The 24,869-nt window shown below is 62.5% G+C and carries 23 protein-coding genes, 2 pseudogenes and 1 riboswitch; of the genes and pseudogenes, 14 read left to right on the forward strand and 11 right to left on the reverse strand.

From position 1 onward, the window contains the following. Window positions 1-106: 106 nt before the first annotated feature. From BLW25_RS02210 to BLW25_RS02230, 8 genes and pseudogenes are all read right to left on the reverse strand, one after another. Window positions 107-316 carry a helix-turn-helix domain-containing protein gene (locus BLW25_RS02210; RefSeq protein WP_143040532.1) on the reverse strand — a complete coding sequence of 70 codons (210 nt, stop codon included), beginning with the start codon at window positions 314-316 and terminating at the stop codon, window positions 107-109. A 44-nt stretch (window positions 317-360) separates the two neighbouring features. Further along, window positions 361-1,508: pseudogene (locus BLW25_RS02215) on the reverse strand (IS3 family transposase). A 301-nt stretch (window positions 1,509-1,809) separates the two neighbouring features. Further along, complete coding sequence (locus BLW25_RS02220; RefSeq protein WP_171909456.1) at window positions 1,810-3,372, reverse strand: SGNH/GDSL hydrolase family protein; 1,563 nt, start codon at window positions 3,370-3,372, stop codon at window positions 1,810-1,812. 294 nt (window positions 3,373-3,666) lie between these two features. Further along, on the reverse strand, window positions 3,667-3,897 hold the full coding sequence (locus BLW25_RS24600; protein ID WP_216279315.1) for a hypothetical protein: 231 nt from the start codon (window positions 3,895-3,897) through the stop codon (window positions 3,667-3,669). Between the two features lie 150 nt (window positions 3,898-4,047). Beyond that, window positions 4,048-5,229: a phage tail protein gene (locus BLW25_RS24605; RefSeq protein ID WP_216279316.1), complete on the reverse strand. Its 1,182-nt coding sequence runs from the start codon at window positions 5,227-5,229 to the stop codon at window positions 4,048-4,050. 59 nt (window positions 5,230-5,288) lie between these two features. Next, window positions 5,289-6,065, reverse strand: a complete 777-nt coding sequence (locus BLW25_RS24610) for a hypothetical protein (RefSeq protein ID WP_216279317.1) — start codon at window positions 6,063-6,065, stop codon at window positions 5,289-5,291. Window positions 6,066-6,452: 387 nt separating this feature from the next. Further along, window positions 6,453-6,638 (reverse strand): annotated as a pseudogene (locus BLW25_RS25465) (transposase); the annotation flags it as partial. A gap of 565 nt (window positions 6,639-7,203) precedes the next feature. Then, window positions 7,204-8,073 carry a glycosyltransferase family 2 protein gene (locus BLW25_RS02230; protein WP_092895941.1) on the reverse strand — a complete coding sequence of 290 codons (870 nt, stop codon included), beginning with the start codon at window positions 8,071-8,073 and terminating at the stop codon, window positions 7,204-7,206. Between the two features lie 203 nt (window positions 8,074-8,276). On the opposite strand from BLW25_RS02230, the gene miaB reads away from it, so the two are divergent. The 11 genes from miaB to BLW25_RS02285 all read left to right on the forward strand — a co-directional run bounded on the left by miaB (window position 8,277) and on the right by BLW25_RS02285 (window position 19,641). Further along, window positions 8,277-9,653 carry a tRNA (N6-isopentenyl adenosine(37)-C2)-methylthiotransferase MiaB gene (miaB, locus tag BLW25_RS02235; RefSeq protein ID WP_092895943.1) on the forward strand — a complete coding sequence of 459 codons (1,377 nt, stop codon included), beginning with the start codon at window positions 8,277-8,279 and terminating at the stop codon, window positions 9,651-9,653. A 249-nt stretch (window positions 9,654-9,902) separates the two neighbouring features. After that, entirely contained in the window at window positions 9,903-10,454 is a 552-nt protein-coding gene (locus BLW25_RS02240; RefSeq protein WP_249499321.1) for an OmpA family protein, read from the forward strand. 12 nt (window positions 10,455-10,466) lie between these two features. After that, window positions 10,467-10,847 (forward strand): hypothetical protein, encoded by a 381-nt coding sequence (locus BLW25_RS02245; RefSeq protein WP_143040418.1) that lies wholly within the window; start codon window positions 10,467-10,469, stop codon window positions 10,845-10,847. Window positions 10,848-11,069: 222 nt separating this feature from the next. After that, window positions 11,070-12,074, forward strand: a complete 1,005-nt coding sequence (locus tag BLW25_RS02250; RefSeq protein WP_394328419.1) for a PhoH family protein — start codon at window positions 11,070-11,072, stop codon at window positions 12,072-12,074. A 194-nt stretch (window positions 12,075-12,268) separates the two neighbouring features. Next, window positions 12,269-12,772, forward strand: coding sequence for an rRNA maturation RNase YbeY (gene ybeY, locus BLW25_RS02255; protein ID WP_092895947.1), 504 nt, complete (start codon window positions 12,269-12,271; stop codon window positions 12,770-12,772). 39 nt (window positions 12,773-12,811) lie between these two features. Then, entirely contained in the window at window positions 12,812-13,738 is a 927-nt protein-coding gene (locus BLW25_RS02260) for a transporter associated domain-containing protein (RefSeq protein WP_092895949.1), read from the forward strand. Window positions 13,739-13,753: 15 nt separating this feature from the next. Further along, window positions 13,754-15,277, forward strand: coding sequence for an apolipoprotein N-acyltransferase (lnt, locus tag BLW25_RS02265; RefSeq protein ID WP_092895951.1), 1,524 nt, complete (start codon window positions 13,754-13,756; stop codon window positions 15,275-15,277). Between the two features lie 32 nt (window positions 15,278-15,309). Further along, a riboswitch (SAM-SAH riboswitch) is annotated at window positions 15,310-15,359 on the forward strand. Window positions 15,360-15,367: 8 nt separating this feature from the next. Next, the gene (metK, locus tag BLW25_RS02270; RefSeq protein ID WP_092895953.1) at window positions 15,368-16,534 is read left to right on the forward strand and encodes a methionine adenosyltransferase; all 1,167 of its coding nucleotides are present in this window, start codon (window positions 15,368-15,370) and stop codon (window positions 16,532-16,534) included. Window positions 16,535-16,674: 140 nt separating this feature from the next. Then, window positions 16,675-17,388, forward strand: coding sequence for a tRNA (guanine(46)-N(7))-methyltransferase TrmB (locus BLW25_RS02275; protein ID WP_092895955.1), 714 nt, complete (start codon window positions 16,675-16,677; stop codon window positions 17,386-17,388). Window positions 17,389-17,564: 176 nt separating this feature from the next. After that, window positions 17,565-18,911: a 3-phosphoshikimate 1-carboxyvinyltransferase gene (aroA, locus tag BLW25_RS02280; RefSeq protein ID WP_092895957.1), complete on the forward strand. Its 1,347-nt coding sequence runs from the start codon at window positions 17,565-17,567 to the stop codon at window positions 18,909-18,911. Window positions 18,912-19,152: 241 nt separating this feature from the next. Then, window positions 19,153-19,641: a hypothetical protein gene (locus BLW25_RS02285; protein ID WP_143040419.1), complete on the forward strand. Its 489-nt coding sequence runs from the start codon at window positions 19,153-19,155 to the stop codon at window positions 19,639-19,641. A gap of 122 nt (window positions 19,642-19,763) precedes the next feature. On the opposite strand, the gene BLW25_RS02290 is transcribed toward BLW25_RS02285, so the two are convergent. Then, window positions 19,764-20,381 carry a GcrA family cell cycle regulator gene (locus tag BLW25_RS02290; protein ID WP_092895961.1) on the reverse strand — a complete coding sequence of 206 codons (618 nt, stop codon included), beginning with the start codon at window positions 20,379-20,381 and terminating at the stop codon, window positions 19,764-19,766. 102 nt (window positions 20,382-20,483) lie between these two features. Next, window positions 20,484-21,131 (reverse strand): glutathione S-transferase family protein, encoded by a 648-nt coding sequence (locus BLW25_RS02295; RefSeq protein WP_092895963.1) that lies wholly within the window; start codon window positions 21,129-21,131, stop codon window positions 20,484-20,486. A 14-nt stretch (window positions 21,132-21,145) separates the two neighbouring features. On the opposite strand from BLW25_RS02295, the gene BLW25_RS24200 reads away from it, so the two are divergent. The 3 genes from BLW25_RS24200 to argF all read left to right on the forward strand — a co-directional run bounded on the left by BLW25_RS24200 (window position 21,146) and on the right by argF (window position 23,636). Further along, the gene (locus BLW25_RS24200; RefSeq protein WP_171909457.1) at window positions 21,146-21,292 is read left to right on the forward strand and encodes a hypothetical protein; all 147 of its coding nucleotides are present in this window, start codon (window positions 21,146-21,148) and stop codon (window positions 21,290-21,292) included. A 166-nt stretch (window positions 21,293-21,458) separates the two neighbouring features. Then, window positions 21,459-22,634, forward strand: a complete 1,176-nt coding sequence (locus BLW25_RS02300) for an aspartate aminotransferase family protein (protein ID WP_092895965.1) — start codon at window positions 21,459-21,461, stop codon at window positions 22,632-22,634. A 75-nt stretch (window positions 22,635-22,709) separates the two neighbouring features. Continuing rightward, window positions 22,710-23,636: an ornithine carbamoyltransferase gene (argF, locus tag BLW25_RS02305; protein ID WP_092895967.1), complete on the forward strand. Its 927-nt coding sequence runs from the start codon at window positions 22,710-22,712 to the stop codon at window positions 23,634-23,636. A gap of 7 nt (window positions 23,637-23,643) precedes the next feature. On the opposite strand, the gene BLW25_RS02310 is transcribed toward argF, so the two are convergent. Continuing rightward, window positions 23,644-24,831 carry an MFS transporter gene (locus tag BLW25_RS02310; protein ID WP_092895969.1) on the reverse strand — a complete coding sequence of 396 codons (1,188 nt, stop codon included), beginning with the start codon at window positions 24,829-24,831 and terminating at the stop codon, window positions 23,644-23,646. Between the last annotated feature and the right edge of the window lie 38 nt (window positions 24,832-24,869).

Below are 24,869 nucleotides of genomic sequence, written 5' to 3' on the forward strand. Positions count from 1 at the left end.
GCTGACCTCGTGGCAACGAACTTCTGCGCCGAGCTTCGAGCGACGGCTTCCACGAATGCGGCAATGCCGCATGCTGGCGGGGTGACTGACTGCAAAGGGCCGTTCGTTACGCCCTACGGATCGTCTTGGTGCTCACCTTGAAAAGGCCCGCAATCTCGTTGACGGGCCGCACTTCTTCGTCGCGCATACGCCTAACCTCACCCAGTTGTGCCGCGTTTAGCGCCCGTGGGCGACCGCCGATCTTTCCGCGCTTTCTTGCAGCCTCAAGCCCTTCGCGCGTGCGCTCCGAAATACGCTCGCGTTCGAACTGTGCGATGCTGGTGAGCTACTCCCCGATGCTTGGACAGTTTTCGAGGATGTTTAAGCTACTGCCTGTGCCTGCCGGTCGGTTTCGATGCTGTTGAAGTAGACCACGGCGGGGGGCAACCCGCCATGGGCAGTGTGTGGCCGCCGATGGTTATAGAAGCTGACCCAGGATCCGATTGCGGCCTTTGCCTGAGACCCGGTCTCCCAGGCATGCAGATAGACGCATTCGTATTTCAGGGACCGCCACAGGCGCTCGATGAAGACATTGTCGATGCACCGCCCCTTGCCGTCCATCGAGATGCGGGTTCCGACGCGTTTCAGCCGATCTGTCCAAGCGAAGGACGTGAACTGGCTGCCTTGGTCAGTGTTCATGATTGTGGGCGCGCCGAACCGGTGGATGGCCTCGTTCAACGCCTCGACGCAGAAGTCCGCTTCCAGGGTGTTCGATATGCGCCAGGCCAGAACTTTGCGCGTGAACCAGTCCATGATGGCGACCAGATACAGAAACCCCCGCCGCATCGGGAGATAGGTAATGTCGGCGCACCAGACCTGACCGGGGCGATCGACCCGCAGCCCGCCCAGCAGGTAGGGATAGGTCTTGTGGCCCTTTCTCGGCTTGCTGGTGTTGGGCTTCTGGTAAATCGGCATCAAACGCATGAGCCGCATCAGCCGCCGGATGCGCTTCTGGTTCACGCCGTGCCCCTCGTTTTGCAGATGCCAGGTCATCTGCCGGACGCCGTAGAAGGGCGTATCCATGAACTGCCGGTCGATCAGCTGCATCAGGCCGAGGTTCTGATCAGTCTCTCCAGCCGGCTCGTGGCAGAACGACGAGCGCGAGATCGACAGCAGGCGGCACTGCGCCCCGATCGACAGTGCAGGGTGGTCCCGTTCGATCATCCCACGCCTCACTTTCCGCTCCACGGCTTGAGCTTTCGTGACAAAAAATCGTTGGCGACAGCCAGCTCCCCGATCTTGGCGTGCAATGACCGGACCGTCTCTTCATCCACCTCCGTCGCGGGCTTCTTGCCGCCGCGCTCGAAGATGTCCGCAGCCCCGTCGAGCAGCGATTTCTTCCATTGATGGATCATCGTCGGATGCACGCCGTATTCGGCCGCCAACTCCGACACAGTGCGCTCGCCCTTGATGGCCTCAAGTGCCACGCGCGCCTTGAAGCCCGCGTCATGGTTCCTGCGTTTTCGCATGCCTGATCTCCTCGTCCGTGGAGACCAGCAAACGTCAGATCGTAGCTTCCGTCACTGTCCGATTTCCAGGGAGTAGCTCACCCTCACAAAATAGTCAGCTTGGGCGAGGCAGGGTGGAAGCGCTTGGTGTTGCGCGCCGCCAGCTTTGGCAGAAACTCCGGTTAGCTTTGGCAGGAAAATTTTATGGTCAGGGTCTTAACTCTGCGTCAGCTCCCGCATGTATCCCGACAGCTATCTTCCACGGGCTCGGCGGGGAGGCTGCAGCATGATCGCACACCGGCCTCATCAGCCTGCTGCGGCGTCACATGCCCCGGATCGCGTTGATCACGTTGCGCGCCATCAATGCGTCGCCGAGGCGGTTGGGATGCAGGCCATCGGTAAGGAATTTCGCGGCGTCGACACGCGCGAAAGGCACATAGTTGTCGATCAGATCCAGGGTGTTGTCTTGTGCCGCCTCCAGCAGCATTTGCCGAATGTCGCTCATGCTGCATTTGAAGGCGGGCGGGCCGTCGATGGTCGGGCGATTGGCGCACATCATGATCAGTTTGGCGGTGGGCGAGAGGACTTTCACCGTGTCGATCAGGGCCTGAACGTGGCCGCGCGTCTCAGAGAGGGTGTAGGACAGATCCGGTCGCTTGCCGCGATCATTGGTGCCTTGCTGGATGAAGATGAACCCATCCTCGGCATCTATCGCCAGACCATCGCCATAGCCGCCCGAGGTCATCATATTGTTGCGATAGGTCATAGAGGATGTGCCGTTGATCCCCTGATTGGAGATCACGATCTTGCGGCGGAATTCGATCCAGTAAGTGTAGAGCGTCTGTGGTGACCCGCCCCCGGCTTTGTACACCGTACGGATCTCGATATCTGCAGCAACGGTATGGGCGGCAAGGGCATGGTGGCGGCCGGTGATCGCGGTACTGCCATCCTCGCCCAGCGTGGTCGAATAGACGCCGCCAAGCTGCACCCCATTGACCCAGACCGTATAGTTAAGACAGCCGGAGGCCAGTGCACCAAAGCAGAAAGTGAATTCCTTGCCGGTCATCCGGAAGGCATATTTGCCCGAGCTGGCGCCACCCGAGCCGTCTGTGAACCTATGCTGTGCGCCATAAGGAAAGGCTTCATTGTAAAGGGTCTGCTGGTTGAAGCTGCCCGCCGTGATCGTGATTGTGAACTTCGGACCTGAGGGGAACATCCCAACTGCGCGGGCGAAGGTGGCAATGCTCTCGCCACTCTGGCTGGCCGACCAATTGGACAGGACCGGCGCCGCGCCGTCAGCATATTGTTGGCCGACCCAGCGTTTGAATTCATTTGCCCGGGCTGCCGTGTTGTAAAGGCTGCGAGGATCAGATCCGGTGCCATCACGCGGTTCGCTGACGCCCATCTCCGGCAGGCTGGATCCCCAGGTGATGCTGTCACCCAGCAGGCTGATTTTGAGGTACTGGCGAAAGGGGCCACCAAGCGCGCAGGCCAGCTGTGCGATCTGCCCGCCGAACCGCCAGACAGCCGCAGGCGCGTCATCAAGCTCGCCCAGAACCAACCTACTGCGGGTCAGCCCGCCGGCGGTGAAGAAGCCATTGATGTACTTATTGCCCGCCGGCAGCGCCGCCACCTGATAGGTGCGGCCTGCAAGATCGATGATCTGACCCGAGGTCCGCGCTTCCAGTCGGGTGAAAGCCGTATCCACATTGCCGGCGGCAGGCACATCGAAGGCTTCCGGCTTCATGTCTCGGCCAGAGATCAGGCTGCGGAACTGGAGACCGTTGCCATTGCTGACCTCGCCGCCCGCAGAAACGCGCTCATATGCATATCCCTCTGCGTCCACCCGCACGACTGTGCCAATCGGAGTATTGGCGGCGGTCATGCTGACATCCGCCTTCATGGCGGCGAGACTGTCGAAACGGGAGCCGATAAAAGCGAGGGGTAACGATCCCATCGATTAACGTCGCGAAAGCACCCCCCGTAACGATCTGCTGCGCCAGGTCGTTATTCGGCTGCGCCTTCGTGACACCACCACGATTGACCAGGAGCGCATCAGAAATGGCTGTGGATTCAAGATGGGTGCTCTTCACGCCGTTGCTTGCCATGCCTGCCGTCTCCGCTGGGATCAGGCATGGATTACGCGCGCGCGGCAGCATCGGTTCGGACCTATGTCCGGTCAGGTCACCTTAATCGGGAATGGCCCGCTGACCGGCCCCGGTACTCCCTCCGAGGTCTGCGGCTCCAGCCAGATGTAATGGACGCCCTGTGAGAGACAGGCCGCAGTTTCAAGATAGGCCACGACGCCGGTGATCGAGCCGTTGAAATCACTGGATGCCAGAAACTCGATCCGGTTGTTACCGCTGACCGCCTGGATGCGGTCGAGTTGTTCGCCATTCGCACCAACCACCAGCCCGGAACGGGTAGCTGCACCGTGCTGCCTGGTGCGTATCCTGCGATCAATCCACCACCATTGGCCGCAGGAATGCTGATCGTGGTCCAGCCGCCCGAGGTGCCAGCACGATGATTTACCTCGAATGAGGCAGATGTCACGGCCCCGTCACCCGCGCTTCGCTGGGATCAGCTCCGCTCCGGCGTCTTCAGCCCCCGCCGGAGCGGAGCTGATCCCAGCGAAGCGCGGCGCTGATGGCGTAGTGGTATTTTCGGCGATTTCCGCGCCGATCCGGCCATCCCAGGCCGGGATAACGGTCGCATCCGTCAGCTCGTCGATGATGTCAGCGGTGGCAACAGCCCTGACGATGGCGCATTGATCAGTGGTCGCTTCGATATTGGTCACCACGAGGTCAAAGCTGTCTTCTCCCATGATCCCGCAATGCACGATGTCATCCGCCGCCGGCCCCGGCCCCGTGCCGGTCATCGTCAGCAGCACCGTTTCCCCCGGGGTCGTCGGGACAGGGCGCACAAGCGACTGGCCGATGGTGTCAGGCAGCATGTGCGGCGGGCGGCTCTCGTAGACCCGGAAACGGAGCACGTAGCTCGCCCCCTCTGACAGGGTGATAAGATTGTTGAGTTCGACCAGCTGGTCACTGACAGACCGAACGCGGCCAACTTGCTGGGTATGGCGCAGCACATAATGGTTCAACGCCACTTTGTCACCACGGGTCGCGGCCCGAAGAAGACCGTCCTGAGTGACCTCGATCACGTCCGGCCGATGTTCCGCCTCGTGGAAGCGCCGGGTCGCCTCACGCCAGACGATGCCGGCATTGGTCAGGCCTGGCAGTGACAGTTCCTCGGTAAGCGTGATGTCGCCCTCATAGCCCGGGCGGCGCAAGACACGCCGTGCCTCGCGGAAATCGTTCTCCTCGTCATTGAAGGGCACGATCCAGGCATGGGGCTTTTCGGTATAGGTGCGTCGCAAGTTGAAATCCCAGCTGTTGCGCGGGCTGATATGATCGACGATCAGGCCCTCGGGCCGGTCGATGACCACGCCCCATTTGCGGCCATCATGCCGGGGCGATGCCCGGCCGGCGGCGGCGATCTCAGCCCGCGCCTCGCGCAATGTCGTGCCGTCCTGATCGAGCACACGATTGCAATGCAGCTGCTTTGACCGGCAAAACTCGTGCCAGTCGGCAAGAAGATCCTGATCGATCTGATCATCGCGCTGGCGGCGGGGATTGAAGGGTGCCTGAAGGGCGACGCGGAACAAGCTTGCAGGGTTAGAGGTCGGCCGTTCGATCCAGGTGCCGGTTCCGTGATCCCAGTCGAGGCAACGGCGCGCCACCAGGGCTCTGAAATTGTCCAAAGCGCCGGAAAGCTGATGGGTGGCTTTGACACGGATCGCTACAAGAGCGAGCGGATACGGGTATCCTCGGCAACCCATTCCCATTCATCCCGGCTAAGACGTCTCTGGTAGACCCTCTGGCCGACCTTTCCCCGGATGACATTACCCTGATCATCCCGCTGTAAGGGCTTGATCAGATCAACGCCGATCTGCTCTTCCGGCACCTGCTGCGGATAGAGGGTGACCGGCTCGTCATTTGCCAGCCCCTCACGCACCTCAATTTCGACCTCGTCGTAATCGGCGAGACTGGTTTCACCGATCCGGAATTCTGACAGTGACAGCGGCCCCTCGCCAAACACGAAAAGGGCACGGACATACTGACGATCCCCGACAATCTCGGTGTAAGATCTGGCCGCGAAAGGCGGGGCATAGCGTGTCTGTCCCAGCACGACCGGCACCGCACCGTCAGGATCCAGCCGGTTGCGCCATCCCGACAAAGTATAATTGGGCTTCGTATCCTCTGGCTTGACCGGCGGGATGAGGGCGTTGAACAGCAAAGATCCAAGCAGGCTGACACCCATCCCGACAAGTGCAGATGTGACCGCATATCCAGTCGTGCCAACGGCATATTCTAGCGCAGCAGCGGCCCATGCACCGATGGCGACGGCCGCGACCGTCACCACAATCGACAAGACCGCGCGCAGTGCATTCTTGCCGGGAACCAGCCGGATCACCACCCGAACCCCCTCGCGCGGCTTGACGCTCTGCCACCGCTCCGGATGGACAACAGCGGATCCTCGCGCAGTGACCAGAACCACCCGGGCGCGCGCCCTCATGGCGGGTTCCAGACCAGGCAAAGCCGCCGCGACAATATTTGCTCGCTTCTTTCTTGCCGAGGTGAAGACCACATACACGGTCAACCGTCGTACAGCGCAGGAGGCAAAAGGACAGGCGGGCGAACTATGGTTTGTCGGATCTCATCCGTTTCTGCGACCGCGTGACAGTGTTACTACCCCCCTACAGTTTGCGGCTTGCGCAGGGCAGTTTCCTGGCGTGATGCCTTTTGCGGCGGCCCAGTTTTTGGACGATTTATGGATAGCTTCTGGACAATAATTTTTTATGTCAGGTTCCGCCAGGCACGAACCCGAATGCCAAAATCCTGACATCCTCTTACCAGATAGCGCGGGTTGCACATAAGCAAGCGTTGCCAAACATCCGGTTGGAAGGTCGGGCGGGGCGTCCCGTCGGGGCAGAGCGTAAAGTCTGGCATAGCCCCTGCAGCCATCGGCCTGCAGGATGTAGCGGGTCTTGGCCAGATGGCGATGGACGTTCTCTTCCTTCCGGTCCGGCGCGAAGGCAAAGACCGAACCGGGTGGCGCGGTGCTTGCCCAAGGACGTTGATCGCGGATATCTTTTCACTGAAAGGCGGTCCTGCTGCCCCTCGGATTGCGCAGCATGTCGTCATCCTTGAGCTTGTCCTCGGACACTATCCAGACCATCCGCCAGAAATTCTGGATGACCGTCGAACAGCATCTTCCTGATTGGCGGCAGCGGAAGTTTTGATTGGCAGAGCACGGTATCCAGGTCGAGGGAAGCTGACACAGGCGCTCCGACGTCTGCCTGCTTGGGCGAGATTGTGAAGCCGATGGATCACCACACACCAGGATCGCCCTTTTGGTGGTTTTCTGATGCTCTTTACGACACTTGAAAGACGTTGCCCAGAAGACCCAGGGGGGGGTGATGTCTCAATACTGTAGTCCGATCATGCGTGATGAAGACGGCTCTGGCTGTCGCCCAAAACAACTGATTTGCTAGCTCCGAGACCATCAGCTGTCTTCCGCTAGCCGAAAGGATCTCCAAAACACCCAAAACACCCAAAAGCGCGACCGCGGCACTCGCGAATGGCTAATGCGGACCGAAACCTGTCAATTGCGGCAAGTTTTCCCGCAGCTGACAACAACGCTCAGGCAGCGGTCAGAACCATTGTCCGGGTTCCATCAGGCCCAGATCCATCAGCTGGTGACTGTCCCAGCGGAACGGTTCAGAGCTGTGCCAGCGGAAGCTGCGGATCTCATTGCGGCTGCCGGGATTGGTGCGCAGCGCTTTTGCGGTGCGGAATGAACAGACCGCTGCGGTGAGATTGTGATGCCAGGGGCAGGCAAAGGTGTTCATCTCCTCATCCGAGAAGGTGAAATCCGGCCTGAGTTTCACGCCTTTCGTTGCACGAAACAGCGAGATGCGGTCGATCTTGCGCCGGGCCCAGGGCACGTGCTCTTCGAACCGCCAGCGCAGCCCGCCGAAGAAATCCATCTGGCGCTCTTTCTCGGCCCAGTCGCGTTCGGGATCCTTGCGGGGCAGGGCGTAATAGCCGGCGCGGTCGAGATGGGCGTGGTCCAGCGAGACCGCATTGGGATGGGCGGCCAGATCGCAGGAATACAGATCAACCACATAGCTGAGCATCGCATTTCGGCGCTCTTCGCTGTGGAAGGTGGTCAGATCCCGGACCGAGCGGGTCTCGCAAAAGGGAAAGAACAGGAATTCGGCATTGTAGCCGTAGTAGATCCATTCGCCCTGCATCCCCTGGGCGATGAGGTTCACGGCAGTGACAAGCGCGTCTTCTGCAAAGGCATCGGTCTCGATCCGGTCGATCTGCGCTTCCAGCTCGGGGGGCAGGGTGATCTCTTCGCCGGCCAGCAACACGATGCGCCCGAAGCCCAGCCTGAGGTGATGGCGCAGTGTGGCGGCGGTCTCGCAATTGTCCTCGGCAAGGATCAGCGCCACAGGGCCCTTGCCCGGTGCGGGCTTCGCCATTTCCAGAAACTGGCCAATTGAACTATACTGCATGTCTCGCCCGGGTGGTGGATCGGCCCGCATCCGGCCGCGAATAAGACTCTGCTATCACGCCGCCGATGACAAGACGTTACCCGGACACGGATGGCGGTGTATGGCCGCATAAATCCGCAAAGCGGGCCTGGTCGTCGCCCTGCCGGGCATGGCGTTGCCCCGGGCGGCCCGCGCGTGTAAAAGCGCGCTCCAGGAGGCACGCCATGTCGAACCCCGAAAGCCTGACAGATGTCGCAGAAAGCAATGCCGGCCTTGCAAAGGGCGGTGATGCGGATGCGATAAAGAAGCTCTTCATCAAGACTTACGGCTGTCAGATGAATGTCTATGACAGCGAGCGCATGGCCGAAGCCATGGGCGCGAAGGGCTATGTGCTGACGGATAAGGCGGATGACGCCGATATGGTGCTGCTGAACACCTGTCACATCCGCGAAAAGGCCTCGGAGAAACTCTATTCCGATCTTGGTAGGCTGAAGCCGCTGAAACGGGAAAAGCCGGATCTCAAGATCGGCGTGGCGGGCTGTGTCGCCCAGGCCGAGGGCGCTGAGATCCGCCGCCGCATGCCGCTGGTGGATATCGTGGTCGGCCCGCAGGCCTATCACCGGCTGCCCGCGATGGTCGAGGCAGGTGGCGCCCAGATCGATACCGATTTCCCGGTCGAGGATAAGTTCGAACATCTGCCGCAACGGAAGGGCTATCGCGGCCCGACGGCATTTCTGACCGTGCAGGAAGGCTGCGACAAATTCTGCGCCTTTTGCGTGGTGCCCTATACAAGGGGCGCCGAGGTCTCGCGCCCTGCCGCGCGGCTGATGCGCGAGGCGCGCGAGCTGGTCTCCCGCGGCGTACGCGAGATCACGCTGCTGGGTCAGAACGTCAACGGCTATCACGGCGAAGGGGAGGGGAAAGACTGGACCCTTGCCCGGCTGATCCGCGAGCTGGCAGAGATCGACGGGCTGGACCGCATCCGCTATACGACCAGCCACCCCAATGACATGGACGACGATCTGATCGCCGCCCATGGTGATGTGCCTCAGCTGATGCCCTATCTGCATCTGCCGGTGCAATCCGGGTCCGACCGCATCCTGAAAGCGATGAACCGCAAACATACGCGCGAGCAGTATTTCGGCCTGATCGACCGCATCCGCGCGGCGCGGCCCGATATTCTGATGACCTCGGATTTCATCGTGGGCTTCCCGGGCGAGACCGACCATGATTTCGCCGATACGATGGATCTGGTCGCGCGGGTCGGCTATGGCGCGGCGTTTTCGTTCAAATATTCCGCGCGTCCCGGCACGCCTGCGGCGGAAAAGCCCGGCGTCGAGGCGGCGGTGGCGGATGCCAGGCTTCAGGCGCTGCAAAGGCTGATCCTGGATCAGCAGCACGCGGCCCAGGCGGCGATGGTCGGGCGCGAGATTTCTGTGCTCTATGAGAAACCCGGCCGTCTCCCGGGGCAGATGGTTGGCAAATCAGATCATCTGATGGCGGTGCATGTCACCGATCCGGAGGGCCGAATCGGCGACCTCGTCCGGGCGCGCGTGACAGCTGCGTCCTCTAACTCCCTTGCGGCGGAACGGCTTTTCTGATCCCCCCTGTGCCGGCAATGCGCCAGTGATCCTGGCCGGACAGCATTGCTTTCGGCCTGAGAGATCAGGCACGGGAACCACATCATCTTGTGTGCAACTTAAAGTTGAAGTCTACATAAATGAATTGGTTACGGTAAATTCTCCTTTACTTGCGCGTGAGCGGGGGGCAAATCTGCAGGTGCTGCACAAGAGAACAGGGGGCTGGCTGTGAATATGCTTTCACGCGCCGCGCGGAAGATGGGCGCTCGAATGAGCCTGGGGGCGACCGCGCTGGCAATTGCGATTTCCGGGGGCAGTGCTGCCCTGTCGCAAAGCACGATTGATCGCACTGTGGTCACCGGCCAGATCGAATGGGGTGTCTGGGTCGATGATGACGGCTGTATGCACTGGTGGGCCGATGGCGGTCTCGAAGGCTATATGGTGCCGCGCCGCGATCCGAAAACCGGCAAGCCAGTCTGCCTGAAAAAGAACCTTTGCCTGAACGAGAACACTGATCAGCTTTTCGCGACCGACAGTGCGAAGCTCACCAAAGCCGGGCGGCAAAGGCTGGCGAATTTCTTCACGTCAACCGATGCGTTTGGCTACGCGATCTACGGCCATACCGACAGCCGCGCCTCGGATGAATATAATATGAGCCTCTCGCAGCGCCGCGCGAAGGCGGTGGCGGATGTGGCCCGTTCGGTCGGCGCCTCGGTTGAGCGCGAGATCGGTTTCGGCGAGCGCAATCCGATTGCCACCAACTCGACCGCTGCCGGCATGGCGAAGAATCGTCGCGTCGAAATCGTCTGCTATCGCTGGTAAGGGGGCATGAGCATGAGCATGAAACTTGTGACTGTGCTGCTCGGGGCTGGCCTCGTGGCCGGCTGTGCCGAGAGTTTTGAAGGCACCCGGGCCTATTATGGCCCGGATTCGGTGATCGCGACCGGTGTGGACAAGGGGCGCGACCGCGGCGTTTTGCAAAATGGCCGCGCCGCCATCGCCTATGATCCGGATGGTTGTCAGAATTGGATCATCGATGATGGCCTGGAAGGCTATTCGACGCCGCGTTTCGACCCGGTTTCGGGCCTGCCGATCTGCAATGACAAATATCCTCCGGGCACTGTGCTGGGCGATTATCAGTCTGCCAATCCGGGGATCCGGGACCGTGTCTCTGGCCCGGGCCGCAAGACCGTGGTTGTGCGCCGCACGAACTGAACTGCACAGTCAGATCGCTGACTTCAACGGGCTGCAGGGGAACCTGCGGCCCGTTTTCACATCCGGGGCCTTCCCTCCGGCGCATGACCTCCCATATTGTAGAGGTTGTCATCAAATTCTGATCTTCATCCGCAAGATCTGGTGGTGGCAATGAAAGGTCTTGCCAGATGCCGCGTTCAGGCGCAGCATCATGATTAAGGCTCTTGCAGGAAGGAGGCCCATTTGGGCATCAGCGCGCTGACCCCCCCGACCAGCCCCGAGGATATGGTGGAAACCGTCCTGGAATTTCCCGATAACCGGCTCCTGATCGGGCTTTGCGGCGAATATGACCGCAATCTCGCCCAGGTCGAGCATCAGCTGGGGGTCCATGTGCTCAGGCGTGGTAATCGCCTGACGGTGGTCGGCGCTCCGGCAGCACGAGAGCAGGCCGCAGCCGTGCTGCGCGCGCTCTATGCCCGGCTGGAAGCCGGCCGCAGCGTTGAAGCCGGCGATGTCGATGGTGCGCTGCGTCTGTCGATCCCGGCGCAGCCGCGCGACGGCGAACAGATCGAACTCTTTTCCCCCGGGATGGAGCTGCGTACCCGCAAAAAGCCGATCGAGCCTCGCACCGAGGCGCAGAAGGCCTATGTGGCGAACCTGTTCAAACATGAGCTGGGCTTTGGCATCGGGCCGGCAGGCACGGGAAAAACCTATCTCGCGGTTGCGGTCGGGGTGACAATGTTCATCTCCGGTGCGGTTGAAAAGATCGTGCTCTCGCGCCCTGCGGTCGAGGCCGGCGAACGGCTCGGCTTCCTTCCCGGCGATATGAAGGAGAAGGTCGATCCCTATATGCAGCCGCTCTATGACGCGCTGAATGATTTCCTGCCGGCGCGCCAGGTCGAGAAGCTCTTCGCCGAGAAACGCATTGAAATCGCACCACTGGCCTTCATGCGCGGGCGCACTCTGTCCAATGCTTTCGTGGTGCTGGACGAGGCGCAGAACGCCACCGCCATGCAGATGAAAATGTTCCTGACGCGACTTGGCGAGGGCTCGCGCATGGTGGTCACGGGGGACCGCACCCAGGTCGATCTGCCACGCGGCGTGACCTCGGGTCTTGCCGAGGCGGAGCGGATCCTGAAAGGGGTCAGGGGCGTCAGCTTCAACTATTTCAACTCGGCCGATGTCGTGCGCCACCCGCTGGTCGCCCGGATTATTGAAGCCTGGGAAAAAGACGAAGCATCGGTCTGATCGCGACATATAAGACTTTCCCGGAGCCATGGCTCCGGGAATGCCTCCGGCGGGGATATTTAAGGACAGATGAAAACACTGACCCTTTCATCTGTCCTTAAATATCCCGGGGATGAGCGGCTGTGCCGCGAGGGGGCTGGCCCCCTCTCTTTCCTCTCTTGTCATGTGCGAAACAGCGCGATAGCGCGGGTTCTATGGAACAGATCGTAGATACCGTTTTTGAAGATCCGCGCTGGCAGGAATTCGGGTTGGAAGGCCTCGCCGAAACAGCTGCGGCCGCAGTTTTTGCGCAGCTTGGCCTTTCCCCGACCGGCTTCCTGATCTCGCTGCTCGCCTGCGATGACCAAAGGATCGCCGCGCTCAATACCGAATTTCGTGGCAAGCCGGTGCCGACCAATGTGCTGTCCTGGCCCTCGGAGGAGCGCGCGGCGGAGGAGGCCGGCGGTATTCCCGACCTGCCGGAGCCGGGTGATGCCGAGGATCCCGAAGAGCTTGGTGATATCGCCATCGCTTATGAGACCTGTATGCGGGAGGCCGCAGAACAGGAGAAGGCGCCACGGGAACATGTCGCCCATCTGATGGTTCACGGGATTTTGCATCTTCTGGGCTATGATCACATTGATGACGCAGATGCCGCGGTGATGGAAAATCTCGAAACGCGGATACTTGCGGGCCTGGGCATTCCTGACCCATATTGAAACGCACCCACATAACGGGTGGCTCTGGACAAAGGGACAATGGGCAGTAGCAGCGACGGGCCGGTTACGGCGCAGGATGCGGCGTCATTAGCGGGAACAACGGTCCCGCAGGATAATGCGGGACAGGGGAATACGCCGGCAGGAATGCCTGGTGGCGGGCAAAGTGGTCCCAGGGGCTTTTTCGGTCGCCTGATCTCGGCGTTCTCGGGCACAGATGCCGAGGGGGCCGCGCTGACCCAGGGCGAGCAGGCCTTTGCCCTGCTGGCCGAGGTCAGCGTCGATGATGTGGCTATTCCCAAGGCCGAGATCGTGGCGGTTGCGCTTGATACCGGGCTTGAAGATCTTGTCCGTGTCTTCCGCAGCCATGGATTTTCGCGCCTGCCGGTCTATGAGGAAAGCCTTGATCACCCGCTGGGGCTTGTGCTTCTGAAGGATGTGGCGCTGCGTTTCGGCTTCGGCACATCTGAGGCTTTCACCCTGAAAGACCTGTTGCGGCCGATCCTCTTCGCTCCGCCCTCGATGCCGGCGGCGGTGCTTTTGCAGAAGATGCAAAAGGAACGCGCACATATGGCGCTGGTGATCGACGAATATGGCGGCGTCGATGGGCTGGCGACCTTTGAGGATCTGATCGAAGCCGTGATCGGCGAGGTCGAGGATGAGCATGACGAGGTCGCCGGGCTTTTGTGGAAAGAGGAAAGCCCGGGGGTGATCCTCGCGCAATCCACGGCGGAGCTCGAAGATCTGGAGGCCGCTTATGGCATCCGGCTGCGGGGCCTCGCGGAAGATGATGATATCGACACTCTGGGCGGGCTGGTGTTCCTGCGCACCGGTCATGTGCCGGTGAGGGGCGAGATGGTGGTGCTGGAAAACGGCGCCACGATCGAAGTGGTCGATGCCGATGTGCGCCGGATCAAGCGGCTGCGGCTGCGGCTGCCGCAGGCGGCGGTCATCCCGGCGGGAAACTGAACGGGGACAGGTCTCATGCAGCCTCAGCGCAATCGCCTCTGGCATCAGAGGCTGCGTGATTTTGTCATCGGTGCCGTGGCGGCGCTGGGCCTTTCGCCTTTTGGCCTCTGGCCGGTGGCGCTGGTGGCGCTGGCGCTGATCCTCAGGCGGGTGGGCGCGGCAAAGACCGGGCGCGAGGCCTTCTGGCGCGGGCTCTTTGCCGGGGCCGGCTGGTTCGGCCTGTCGCTCAACTGGATCGTGCAACCGTTTTTCGTTGATCCCTGGCGCCATGGCTGGATGGCGCCTTTCGCGCTTTTGCTGATCGCCTTCGGGCTGGGGCTGTTCTGGGGCCTTGCCGGGTTGATCGCGCGGCGTGCCGGCGGGGGGGCGATGGCCTTCGCGCTGGCGCTTTCGCTGACGGAACTGGCGCGTGGTTTTGTCTTGACCGGCTTTCCCTGGTCTTTACCCGGCCATATCTGGCTCGATACTGCGCTGGTGCAGATGGGCGCACTTATGGGCGGCTATGGCATGACGGCGCTCACGCTGATCGCGCTGGCCGCACCATTTTCTTATGGCTGGCGGCGGGGAGGGGCGGTTTCCACTGCCATTCTCGCGCTCGGCGTCGGCTGGTCGGGCTACCGGCTTTCCCTGCCCGAACCCGCGCCGCGTGACACAGTCCTGCGCATCGTGCAGCCCAATATCGCGCAGAACCTGAAATGGGATCCCGAAGAGGCGCGCAGCAATTTCACGCGGCTCTTGTCTATGACCGCAGGCGCCCGGGCAGATCTGGTGATCTGGCCCGAGACATCGGTGCCCTATCTGGTGACAGAGGGCGATGGCGCTGCGCTGTCGATCGCACAGGCCGGAGGCGATGCGCTGGTCGTCGCCGGGTATCAGCGCGATGAAGGTGCCGCGGCCTGGAACACACTGGGCGTCTTTGGCCCGGGCGGGCGCATCTCACAGACTTTTGACAAGATCCATCTGGTGCCGTTCGGGGAATATATGCCGATGGGGGATCTGCTTTATGATCGTTTCGGCATCCGCGCTTTTGCAAGCCAGGCCGGGGCGGGCTATTCGGCGGGGCTCGCACGCAATCTGCTGGATTTTGGCGCCACGGGGGGGCGGGCGCTGCCGCTGATCTGTTATGAGGCGATCTTTCCCGGCGATCTGGTCACGGATGAGCGCCCCGACTGGATCTTGCAGGCCACCAATGACGCCTGGTTCGGCACCCTGACCGGGCCGTATCAGCATTTCGCCCAGACCCGGCTTCGCGCGATTGAACAGGGGCTGCCGCTGATCCGTGCCGCCAATACCGGGATCTCGGCCGTGGTCGATGCGCGGGGCTTTGTCGCGACAGACCGCGAAGGCCAGCCGGCGCGTCTTGGCCTCGGGCTGCAGGGTGTGATCGATGCGCAGCTTCCCGGCCCGATGGCGCCGCCGCCCTATGCGCGGATGCTGCGCAGTGTCGGCGAGGCGCCCTTGCTGATCTTCCTGCTATGTGGCCTTTTGGTGCGGGTCCTGTCGGCCCGCCGCCGGGCCGCGGGCCGAGCTGGCGCTTGATTGTTGGCCCCGTGGGCGCTAAGCGCAATGACACACCGTCACAACGGCTTCCTGGCGTGACGCGGTCCTTTCCAACGGAGCACTTCCCCAATGAGCCGCAAGAACTATGTCTTCACCTCCGAATCCGTGTCGGAGGGGCATCCCGATAAGGTTTGCGACCGCGTCTCCGACGCCGTGCTTGACGCATTCCTGACCGAGGAAGCCAATGCCCGCGTCGCCTGTGAAACCTTCGCCACGACGAATTGCGTGGTCGTGGGCGGCGAGGTCGGTCTGACCGACAAGGGCGCGCTGACCTCCATGCTGGAGCGCGTCGAGACCATCGTGCGCGACTGTGTGAAAGATATCGGCTACGAGCAGGACGAGTTCCACTGGAACACGCTGAAAGTGACCAATCTGCTGCATGCACAATCGGCCCATATCGCGCAGGGCGTTGATAAGGACGGGGCAGGCGACCAGGGCATTATGTTCGGCTATGCCTGCCGCGAAACGCCCGAGCTGATGCCGGCGCCGATTCAGTACAGCCATGCGATCCTGCGCCGCCTCGCGGAAGTGCGCAAATCCGGTGCCGAACCGACCCTGCGCCCGGATGCGAAATCGCAGCTTTCGCTGCGCTACGAGGATGGCAAGCCCGTCGAGGCCACCTCGATCGTGCTCTCGACCCAGCATTCCGACATCGCGCAAAGCTCGGATGATATCCGCGCCATCGTGGAGCCCTATATCCGCGAAGTGCTGCCTTCGGGCTGGATCACTGAAAAGACCGTCTGGCATGTCAACCCGACCGGGTCTTTCGTGATCGGCGGTCCGGATGGCGATGCGGGTCTGACGGGGCGCAAGATCATCGTCGACACCTATGGTGGCGCAGCCCCCCATGGTGGCGGTGCGTTTTCGGGCAAGGATCCGACAAAGGTTGACCGCTCGGCCGCCTATGCCGCGCGTTACCTCGCGAAAAACATCGTCGCAGCCGGCCTTGCGGATCGCTGCACGGTGCAGGTCTCCTATGCCATCGGCGTGGCCGAGCCGCAGTCGATCTATGTCGATACCCATGGCACCGGCGCGGTTCCTGACAGCGTGATCGAGCTTGCGATCCCGAAAGTGCTGGATCTGACGCCGCGTGGCATCCGCACCCATCTGGGTCTGAACCGCCCGATCTATGCCCGCACCTCGGCCTATGGCCATTTCGGCCGCGCGCCGGAAGCGGATGGCGGTTTTTCCTGGGAGCGCGACGATCTCGTCGCTGCCCTCAAAGCAGCGGTCTGAGCCCGGTCTGCCTGCCAAATTCTAAAAAGGGCGCCCATAGCGGCGCCCTTTTTCATGCTTCCCGGCCGGCCTGTGCTTGACCCGGTGCTGCGTGGCGCTTAGACGCGCGCCCTGACCGCACCCCGCCAGAGGCCCGCCCGATGTCCGATCCCGTTGCCCCGGAACAGCTCCCCGCCGAGCCCCGCCGCAACTTCTACGGCCGCTCAAAAGGCAAGACCCTCAGGGCGAGCCAGAAGGACTATCTCGCCAATGATCTCGAGACGCTGCGGCTGAGGGGCGTCACCCGTGACGAAAACCCGGGCCGTGCGCCGCTGGATCTGGCGCAATTCGGTGGTCTTCCGCTCTGGCTGGAGGTTGGCTTTGGCGGTGGCGAACATCTGGTGCATATGGCGGCGCTGAACCCGCAGATCCACCTGATCGGCTGCGAACCCTTTGTGAACGGGGTGGCGATGCTGATCGGTAAGATCCGCGCCGCCGGGGTGACGAATCTTTCGATCCATCCGGGCGATGTGCGTGACCTTTTTGACGTGCTCCCGGATGGGGTGATCGGCAAGACCTTCCTCAACTACCCCGACCCCTGGCCGAAAGCCCGCCACCATCGCCGCCGCTTTGTGACGCAGGGCTATCTGCGCGCGCTTCACCGCGTAATGGCGCCCGCGACCGAATTCCGCATCGCGACCGACATCCCCGATTATGTCCGTCAGGCGCATGAGGAAGTGCCCGAGGCCGGGTTCCGGCTGGAGCGTGAAGCCGGCGACGGCGGCGCATGGGAAGACTGGATCTCAACCCGGTACGAGCAGAAGGCCTTTCGTGAGGGGCGTTTCCCGCATTACCTGACCTTCCGGCGGGACTGAAACCGCGGAACGCTTCGCGGGGCGTATTTCCGTCAAACGGAAGCCCGCATTTCCTCCTGATCCAAAGGCACCCGACTGAGGCATCTGTGCTTTCCGTCTCTCATGCCGCTGCGATGCTGGACCCCCTCTTCTGCTTGCGCTATCAGGCAGGGGCATTTGCGGGACGGGAGAGAAATATGTCTGGCCATGGTGACGCACAGGTGATGATTTCCGCCAAAAGCGGGCCGCTGAAAGGCGTGGCATCGGTGCCTGGCGACAAGTCGATCTCGCATCGCTCGCTTATCTTCGGGGCCATGGCTGTCGGAGAAACGAAGATCACCGGCCTCCTGGAAGGTGAGGATGTGATCGATACCGCGAAAGCGATGCGCGCTTTCGGCGCGACCGTGACCCGTCATGGCGAGGGGATCTGGTCGGTGAACGGCGTTGGCGTCGGCGGCTTTCAGGAACCTGCCGATGTGATCGATTGCGGCAATTCCGGCACCGGCGTGCGTCTGATCATGGGGACCATGGCGACGACGCCGATCTCGGCTACCTTCACCGGGGATGCGAGCCTGCGGAAACGGCCGATGGGGCGGGTGACCGACCCGTTGTCGCTGTTTGGAACCGAAGCTTACGGGCGCAAAGGCGGTCGTCTGCCGATGACCGTGGTCGGCGCCGCCGATCCGGTTCCGGTGCGCTATACGCTTCCGGTCGCCTCGGCCCAGGTGAAATCTGCCGTGCTGCTCGCGGGTCTGAATGCGCCTGGCGAGACCGTCGTGATCGAGCGCGAGCCGACCCGCGATCATTCCGAGCGTATGTTGCTGGGATTCGGCGCCGATCTGACCGTTGAAAAAACCTCGGAAGGCCATGTCATCACGCTGAAAGGCCGCCCCGAACTGCGTCCGCAGATTGTGGCGGTGCCGCGTGACCCGTCTTCGGCCGCTTTCCCGGTCTGTGCCGCGCTGATCGCCGAGGGCTCGGATATCCGCGTGCCGGGCGTCAGCCAGAACCTCACCCGCAACGGGCTTTACCTGACCCTGGTCGAGATGGGCGCCCTGATCGACTTTGAGAACCCGCGCGAAGAGGGCGGCGAGCCGGTGGCAGATCTGCGCGTGCGCTTCTCGCCCGATCTCAGGGGCATCGAAGTGCCGGAGGATCGCGCGCCTTCGATGATCGACGAATATCCGATCCTCTCGGTCGTGGCCTCTTTTGCCGAAGGCGTCACCACCATGCGCGGCGTCAAAGAACTCCGCGTCAAGGAATCCGACCGGATCGACGCCATGGCGCGCGGCCTTGAGGCCTGCGGTGTGAAGATCGAGGAAGAGGAAGACGTGCTGATCGTCCACGGCATGGGCGCGGGCGGAATGCCGGGCGGCGCCACCTGCAAGACCCATCTTGATCACCGCATCGCCATGAGCTTCCTCGTCGCCGGCATGGCCGCGAAGCGCGAGATCACGGTTGATGACGGCTCGCCGATTGTGACCTCTTTCCCGGTCTTCGAGGCGCTGATGAACGGGCTCGGCGCGGCGATCCGCCGCGGCTGATCTGGTCCGGGAACAGACCCGAACCCGCCCCGGCTGTGCCAGGGGCGGGTTTTCCATATCCGGATCACGGCTTTACATCCCGACCCTGCGCCGCCAGTTTACCCGCAGTTTTCACCTCTCTCCGGGGATCCGCGCCATGCGCTTTGTCTGTTCTGCCGCCCTTCTTTCCGTGATCCTCTCTGCGGCCATTTCTGCGGTCTTTTCTGCGAGCCCGGCTTTGGCACAGGAAGAGGGGGAGGAGATGGAGGAGGTCACGGGCCAGCAGGTCGATGGCTGGATCAGGCTGGAAAGCGACGGCGAAAGCCATGAATTCATGACGGTCAGCTTCCTGTTCGACACGGTCAGGGTCGGCACAGCTTCGGTTGCCGATGGCGCGCTGACCGGCAATGAAACGATTGTGGCCGTTTCGGGCGGGCAGGAGCCGGATGGCAGCGGGCCGTTCTTCCACCTCGCCTTCGGCTGGCCGGGCGAAGGCGCCCAGCCGGTGCTCAAGCCTGAAATCACCTGGTATCCGGCCGGGCAGCAGCCGCCCTTTTTTGCCAGCCTTCTGGCCAGCCCGCCGGAGGTCACGGTCACCCGCTACGCCTTTGACGGGCAGGCCGGGGCGATCAGCGGCAGCTTCAGCGGCAGGGTCTGTTCGGTTACAGACTGGGACCAGGAAGAGCCGGATGCCGCGCTTTGTCGCGATGTCACCGGGGCGTTCGAGACAAAGCTCAATCCGGCCTTCTGACCTTCGGCCTTCTGATTTTCTGGCCCGTTCAGTCTCAGCAGGGTGTGCGCCGCAAAAAGCCCGCAGGATTTCTCCTGCGGGCTTTTGTCATTCCGGGGACCGGGCGAAAACGCCCGGAGGCATCAGCGACGGCGGTCGCGGCGGGCGCTCATCGGCTGGAAGGCGACGCCGACATGGGCCTCGCAATAGGGTTTACCGGGCAGCGAGGGCAGGCCGCAGAACCAGAAATCATCGGTTGCCGGGTCGCCGATCGGCCATTTGCAGGTGCGCTCGGTCAGTTCCATCAGCGACAGCTTGCGGGCACGCTTTTCGACTTCACGCACCGAAGCCAGCGCCTCGGGGCTGATCTCGTTGAGCGAGGGCTGCGGCGGCAGCGGCTGACCTGCGGGCACGATGGCTTTGCGGAGCGGCAGCGGCGTGACATTCGACACCGGAGCCGCCGACGGCGCAGGTGCCGCGCGCGGTGCCGCCGGTGCGGGCTCTTCACGCGGCGGTGCCGGCTGAGCCGGGGCTGCCTCGGCGACGGGTTCCGGGCGTGGCGGCGGGGCCGCTGCTGCCGGAGCCGGCGCGGCCTCTTCGTCATCCTTGCCGCCTACGCGGTTCGAAAGGCCCAGCCGGTGAACCTTGCCGATGACTGCATTGCGGGTGACGCCGCCAAGTTCCTTGGCGATCTGGCTGGCCGACTGACCCTCGCCCCACATGCGCTTGAGGGTTTCAACCCGCTCGTCCGTCCAGGACATATGCCTCTCCGCCTGTCTGATAACCGCTGCATAATAAGGGGAGGGGGCAGGGGGCCGCAAGGGGATAGCGAATCAAATCCCGTTCCTGATCGCAGGTCAGGATTAATGGTCCGGCAAAGGGGCGAGACAGGTGGCGACATGCGGGCGTTTTGCCTGGCGTTGCCACCAGTTGTGCAAGGCCGGAAAGGCAGCCACCGCCGCCGCTCCGTCCGGGCTGCGGGTAAAGCCTGCAAACATCGGTGCCAGATGCAGATCGGCAAGGGTCAGCGGACCGGAGAGCACCAGCCCCTCAGTCGCGATCCCGTCCAGCGCGGCCAGAACCGGCATCGCCGCGCGCAGCCCGGCCGAAACCCGCGCCGGATCCGGCGGCTCGCCCTCGGCCAGCGCAAAGACCCCCGCCCCGTAATGGTCGCGCAGCATCGGGCGAAAGCCATGCGCATCCATGATGGCGATGGCCTGGACCATCCGTGCCCGCGCCTTCGGATCCCCGGGCTGCAGCGCCGGGCCGTCAAAGCCCTCGTCAATCCAGCGGCAGATCGCCCCGGTCTCATAAAGCGTGAACTCACCCTGGCGCAGCACCGGCACCATGCCAAAGGGGGAAAGCCCTGCCGCATCAGGCGTCCGGAACTGGTCAACCTCGACGAAACGCGCTGCCACGCCTTTCTCAGCAAGGGTCAGCCGCACGATGGCAGTGTGGATGCTGTGGCGCCAGCCGGTCAGGATCAGGGGCAGAATCAGGGGATCACGCATTCGCGGATCCTCGCATGGCCCGGCGTTCCGCGCAAAAGCCCCGCCGCGCAAAATCCTTTCCGCAGATCCCCCGCATTCCCGTTTACAAAGCGCCATTGCCGTTTTATCAGATGCACATGACCATGAAAGCGAAACAGCTTATTCATTCGCTACGCCGCTGAGGCGTTGGTCCCGGCTTGCCCGCCGGTCACTCAGGGCAATCCCCCGCATATCCCGACAGAGCTCTGTCTGTCAGCGACCCGTCACCACGCAGGAATAAAATCCGCATGTTGACACCCCCATTGCCCCGGCTTTACGCCTTTGGCTTCCATTCCTGAGGGAAATTCCATGATCACGCCCGTGCTTCCCACCTATAACCGCGCGCCTTTGTCCTTCGTAAAGGGCGAGGGCAGCTGGCTGGAGGCGAGCGACGGCCGCCGATATCTGGACCTCGGCGCCGGGATCGCGGTGAATGCGCTTGGCCATGCCGCGCCGGAACTGGTGGCCGTGCTGACCGAACAGGCGGGGCGGCTCTGGCATGTCTCGAATGTCTATACGATCCCGGAACAGGAAAAGCTGGCAGAGCTGCTGGTCGACAGAACCTTTGCCGACACCGTTTTCTTCACCAATTCCGGGACGGAAGCTGCCGAGCTTGCGATCAAGATGGCGCGGAAATTCCATTACGAGAATGGCCAGCCGGAGCGGACCGGCTTCATCGCTTTTGAAGGCGCCTTTCACGGCCGCTCCACCGGCGCCATCGCGCTTGCCGGCTCGGAAAAGATGGTCAAGGGCTATGGTCCGCTGATGGAGGGCTTCCAGCAGCTTGCCTGGAATGATGCAGACGCGATCCGCGCCGCCATCACCGACAAGACCTGTGCCGTGATCATCGAGCCGATCCAGGGCGAAGGCGGCATCCGCCCGGTGCCCGACGCGCTTTTGCAGGAGATCCGGGCGCTTTGCGACAAGACCGGCACGCTTCTGATCCTCGATGAAGTACAATGCGGTATGGGCCGCACCGGACGTCTTTTCGCGCATGAATGGAAGGGCGTCACACCTGATATCATGATGGTCGCCAAAGGCATCGGCGGCGGCTTCCCGCTCGGCGCGGTGCTCGCATCCGAGCGCGCCGCCAAAGGCATGACCGCAGGCACACATGGCTCAACCTATGGCGGCAACCCACTTGCCTGTGCCGTGGGCGCAAAACTCACCGAAATCATCTCCGACCCGGCCTTCCTCGCAGAGGTGTCGCGCAAATCGGCGCTGCTGCGCCAGGGGCTCGAATCCCTTGTCGCGCGCCATGCGGATATTTTCACCGAAGTCCGCGGTGAAGGCCTGATGCTCGGGCTGAAATGCGTTCTTGCGCCGGGCGATGTGGTCACTGCAGGCTACCAGGCCGGTCTCCTGACCGTCGCCGCCGCTGATAACGTCCTGCGCCTGCTCCCGGCCCTCAATATTCCCGATGCAGACATCACCGAGGCGCTTACCCGCCTCGACCAGGTGGCGACCAGCCTGAAGGCCGCCTGATTTCATCTGTCCTTAAATATCCCGGGGGTGCGGGGGCTGGCCCCCGCTGCCCGACCTGTCAAAAAGCGAACCGAAATGAAACATTTCCTCGATATCCACACCACTTCGACCGATGATCTCCGGGCGATGATGGACAAGGCCCATGCGATGAAGGCCGCCCGCAAGGATCGCCCGAAAGGCACGCCTGATGATGACCAGCCGCTGAAAGGCCGCATGGTCGCGCTGATCTTTGAAAAGCCCTCGACCCGTACCCGCGTCTCCTTCGATGTCGGCGCCCGTCAGCTCGGGGCCGAGACCATGGTGCTTTCCGGCAAGGAAATGCAGCTCGGCCATGGCGAGACCATTGCCGATACCGCCAAAGTGCTCTCGCGCTATGTCGACCTGATCATGATCCGTACCTTCGAGGAAGACACGCTTCTCGAGATGGCCGAACATGCCACGGTGCCGGTGATCAACGGGCTGACAAACCGCACCCATCCCTGCCAGATCATGGCCGATATCCAGACCTATGAAGAACATCGCGGGCCGATCAGGGGCCGCAAGGTGGTCTGGGCCGGAGACGGCAACAATGTCTGCGCAAGCTTTCTGCATGCGGCCGGGCAGTTTGGATTTGACTTCACCTTCACCGGGCCGGAAACGCTTGACCCCGAAGGAAAATGGCTGGATTTCGCGCGCTCGAAAGGCTCAAAAGTCACCATCCAGCGCGATCCCTTCACCGCGATTGAGGGTGCCGATCTGGTGGTCACCGACACCTGGGTTTCGATGCATGACCCGGAATCCGCGCGCGAACGCCGTCATAACCAGCTGCGCCCCTATCAGGTCAATGAACAGCTGATGAGCCGTGCCAAACCCGATGCGCTCTTCATGCATTGCCTGCCGGCACACCGCAATGACGAGGCGACCAGCGCCGTGATGGACGGTCCGCATTCGGTGATCTTCGACGAGGCCGAGAACCGCCTGCACGCACAAAAGGCCGTGATGCGCTGGTGCCTCGGGGTCTGAGACCGCCTCACTCCACCTGGCGATCATCGGCGCTGGCGGTTCGTCCGGCCAGCGCCGCAAGCCCGAAGATCATCACTGCGAGGCCGCCGAAGGTGACGCGATGGCCGAAATGCTCGGCCAGCCAGCCGATCGAGGCCGGCGCCATCAGAATGCCCGCATAGCCCACCATCGTCACAACCGACATAGCCGCGCCCGCACGCTGGCCGGGGTAATTGCCGGCGGCAGAAAAGATCACCGGCACCAGATTGGCACAGCCCAGCCCGGAAATGGCAAAGCCGAAGATTGCAATCCAGGACCCGGGCGCGGCGGCAGCCAGCGCCATCCCGATCCCGGCAATCAGAGCCGAGAAAAAGAAGATCCGCACGCCGCCAAAGACATTCCTGAGCCGGTCGCCAAGAAAGCGGGTGATCGCCATGCTCGCCGCGAAAAACGCAAATCCAAGGCCCGCAGTGAACTCATCGGCGCCAAAGGCTTCGCCAAGATAAAGCGCGCCCCAGTCCAGGATTGATCCTTCCGGTACAAAGGCCATCAGCGCCATCACGCCAAGGATCCAGATGCCGGGATCTTTCGGCAGGAAACTGTCCTTTACCGCAGCAGCAGTCCCCGGCTGGGGCGCCCCCTCGGGCGGGGCACCGCGGAGATAGGGCATCGCAATCAATACCAGCGCGGCAATCGCCCCCGCAGCCACCAGGGACTGGGTCTCGGCCGAGGTTTTCGAGATGATCCATGCCCCGACTGTACCCGCGATAAAGCCGCCAAGGCTCCAGAACCCGTGCAGCGACGACATCACAGCCCGCCCGAGCCGCCGTTCGATCTCGACCGCATTGGAATTCGCGAGCACATCGAGAAAGCCCATCATCAGGCCAAAGAGCACCATCGCCAGCGCGAGCAGCGGCAGAGAGGGCGCGTAAACCACCAGGGGCAGCACCGGTGCCTGGGCCAGCGCCGCGAGGCGGAGCAAAGGCAGCGTGCCATATTTCTGGATCGCCTTGCCCGCAACCAGCATCGCAAGCATAGCCCCCACCCCAAGCCCCAGGATCAGCAAGCCGAGCACCGCCTTGTCGATGCCGTGCTTTGGCAGCAAAAGCGGAATCTGGGGCGCCCAGGCGCCCACCAGCATACCGCCGCCGGCAAACATCGCGGCCAGCGCCCAGCGGGCGCGTGTCGCTTCCTGGCGGGTCATGGTGAGGCTCATGGCTTTCGTTCCTCCGTTAGCGCCAGCATCCCTATCCT

It is taken from the genome of Rhodobacter sp. 24-YEA-8, from assembly GCF_900105075.1.
Taxonomy (GTDB): Bacteria; Pseudomonadota; Alphaproteobacteria; order Rhodobacterales; family Rhodobacteraceae; genus Pseudogemmobacter.

Bases quoted from the DNA above. Each gene is read 5' to 3' on its own strand.
- BLW25_RS02220 (WP_171909456.1), bottom strand. From the start codon at position 3,372: ATGACCGCCGCCAATACTCCGATTGGCACAGTCGTGCGGGTGGACGCA.
- BLW25_RS24610 (WP_216279317.1), bottom strand. From the start codon at position 6,065: ATGAGGGCGCGCGCCCGGGTGGTTCTGGTCACTGCGCGAGGATCCGCT.
- BLW25_RS02230 (WP_092895941.1), bottom strand. From the start codon at position 8,073: ATGCAGTATAGTTCAATTGGCCAGTTTCTGGAAATGGCGAAGCCCGCA.
- miaB (WP_092895943.1), top strand. From the start codon at position 8,277: ATGTCGAACCCCGAAAGCCTGACAGATGTCGCAGAAAGCAATGCCGGC.
- BLW25_RS02240 (WP_249499321.1), top strand. From the start codon at position 9,903: ATGAGCCTGGGGGCGACCGCGCTGGCAATTGCGATTTCCGGGGGCAGT.
- BLW25_RS02245 (WP_143040418.1), top strand. From the start codon at position 10,467: ATGAGCATGAAACTTGTGACTGTGCTGCTCGGGGCTGGCCTCGTGGCC.
- ybeY (WP_092895947.1), top strand. From the start codon at position 12,269: ATGGAACAGATCGTAGATACCGTTTTTGAAGATCCGCGCTGGCAGGAA.
- BLW25_RS02260 (WP_092895949.1), top strand. From the start codon at position 12,812: ATGGGCAGTAGCAGCGACGGGCCGGTTACGGCGCAGGATGCGGCGTCA.
- lnt (WP_092895951.1), top strand. From the start codon at position 13,754: ATGCAGCCTCAGCGCAATCGCCTCTGGCATCAGAGGCTGCGTGATTTT.
- metK (WP_092895953.1), top strand. From the start codon at position 15,368: ATGAGCCGCAAGAACTATGTCTTCACCTCCGAATCCGTGTCGGAGGGG.
- BLW25_RS02275 (WP_092895955.1), top strand. From the start codon at position 16,675: ATGTCCGATCCCGTTGCCCCGGAACAGCTCCCCGCCGAGCCCCGCCGC.
- aroA (WP_092895957.1), top strand. From the start codon at position 17,565: ATGTCTGGCCATGGTGACGCACAGGTGATGATTTCCGCCAAAAGCGGG.
- BLW25_RS02285 (WP_143040419.1), top strand. From the start codon at position 19,153: ATGGAGGAGGTCACGGGCCAGCAGGTCGATGGCTGGATCAGGCTGGAA.
- BLW25_RS02290 (WP_092895961.1), bottom strand. From the start codon at position 20,381: ATGTCCTGGACGGACGAGCGGGTTGAAACCCTCAAGCGCATGTGGGGC.
- BLW25_RS02295 (WP_092895963.1), bottom strand. From the start codon at position 21,131: ATGCGTGATCCCCTGATTCTGCCCCTGATCCTGACCGGCTGGCGCCAC.
- BLW25_RS24200 (WP_171909457.1), top strand. From the start codon at position 21,146: ATGGCCCGGCGTTCCGCGCAAAAGCCCCGCCGCGCAAAATCCTTTCCG.
- BLW25_RS02300 (WP_092895965.1), top strand. From the start codon at position 21,459: ATGATCACGCCCGTGCTTCCCACCTATAACCGCGCGCCTTTGTCCTTC.
- argF (WP_092895967.1), top strand. From the start codon at position 22,710: ATGAAACATTTCCTCGATATCCACACCACTTCGACCGATGATCTCCGG.
- BLW25_RS02310 (WP_092895969.1), bottom strand. From the start codon at position 24,831: ATGAGCCTCACCATGACCCGCCAGGAAGCGACACGCGCCCGCTGGGCG.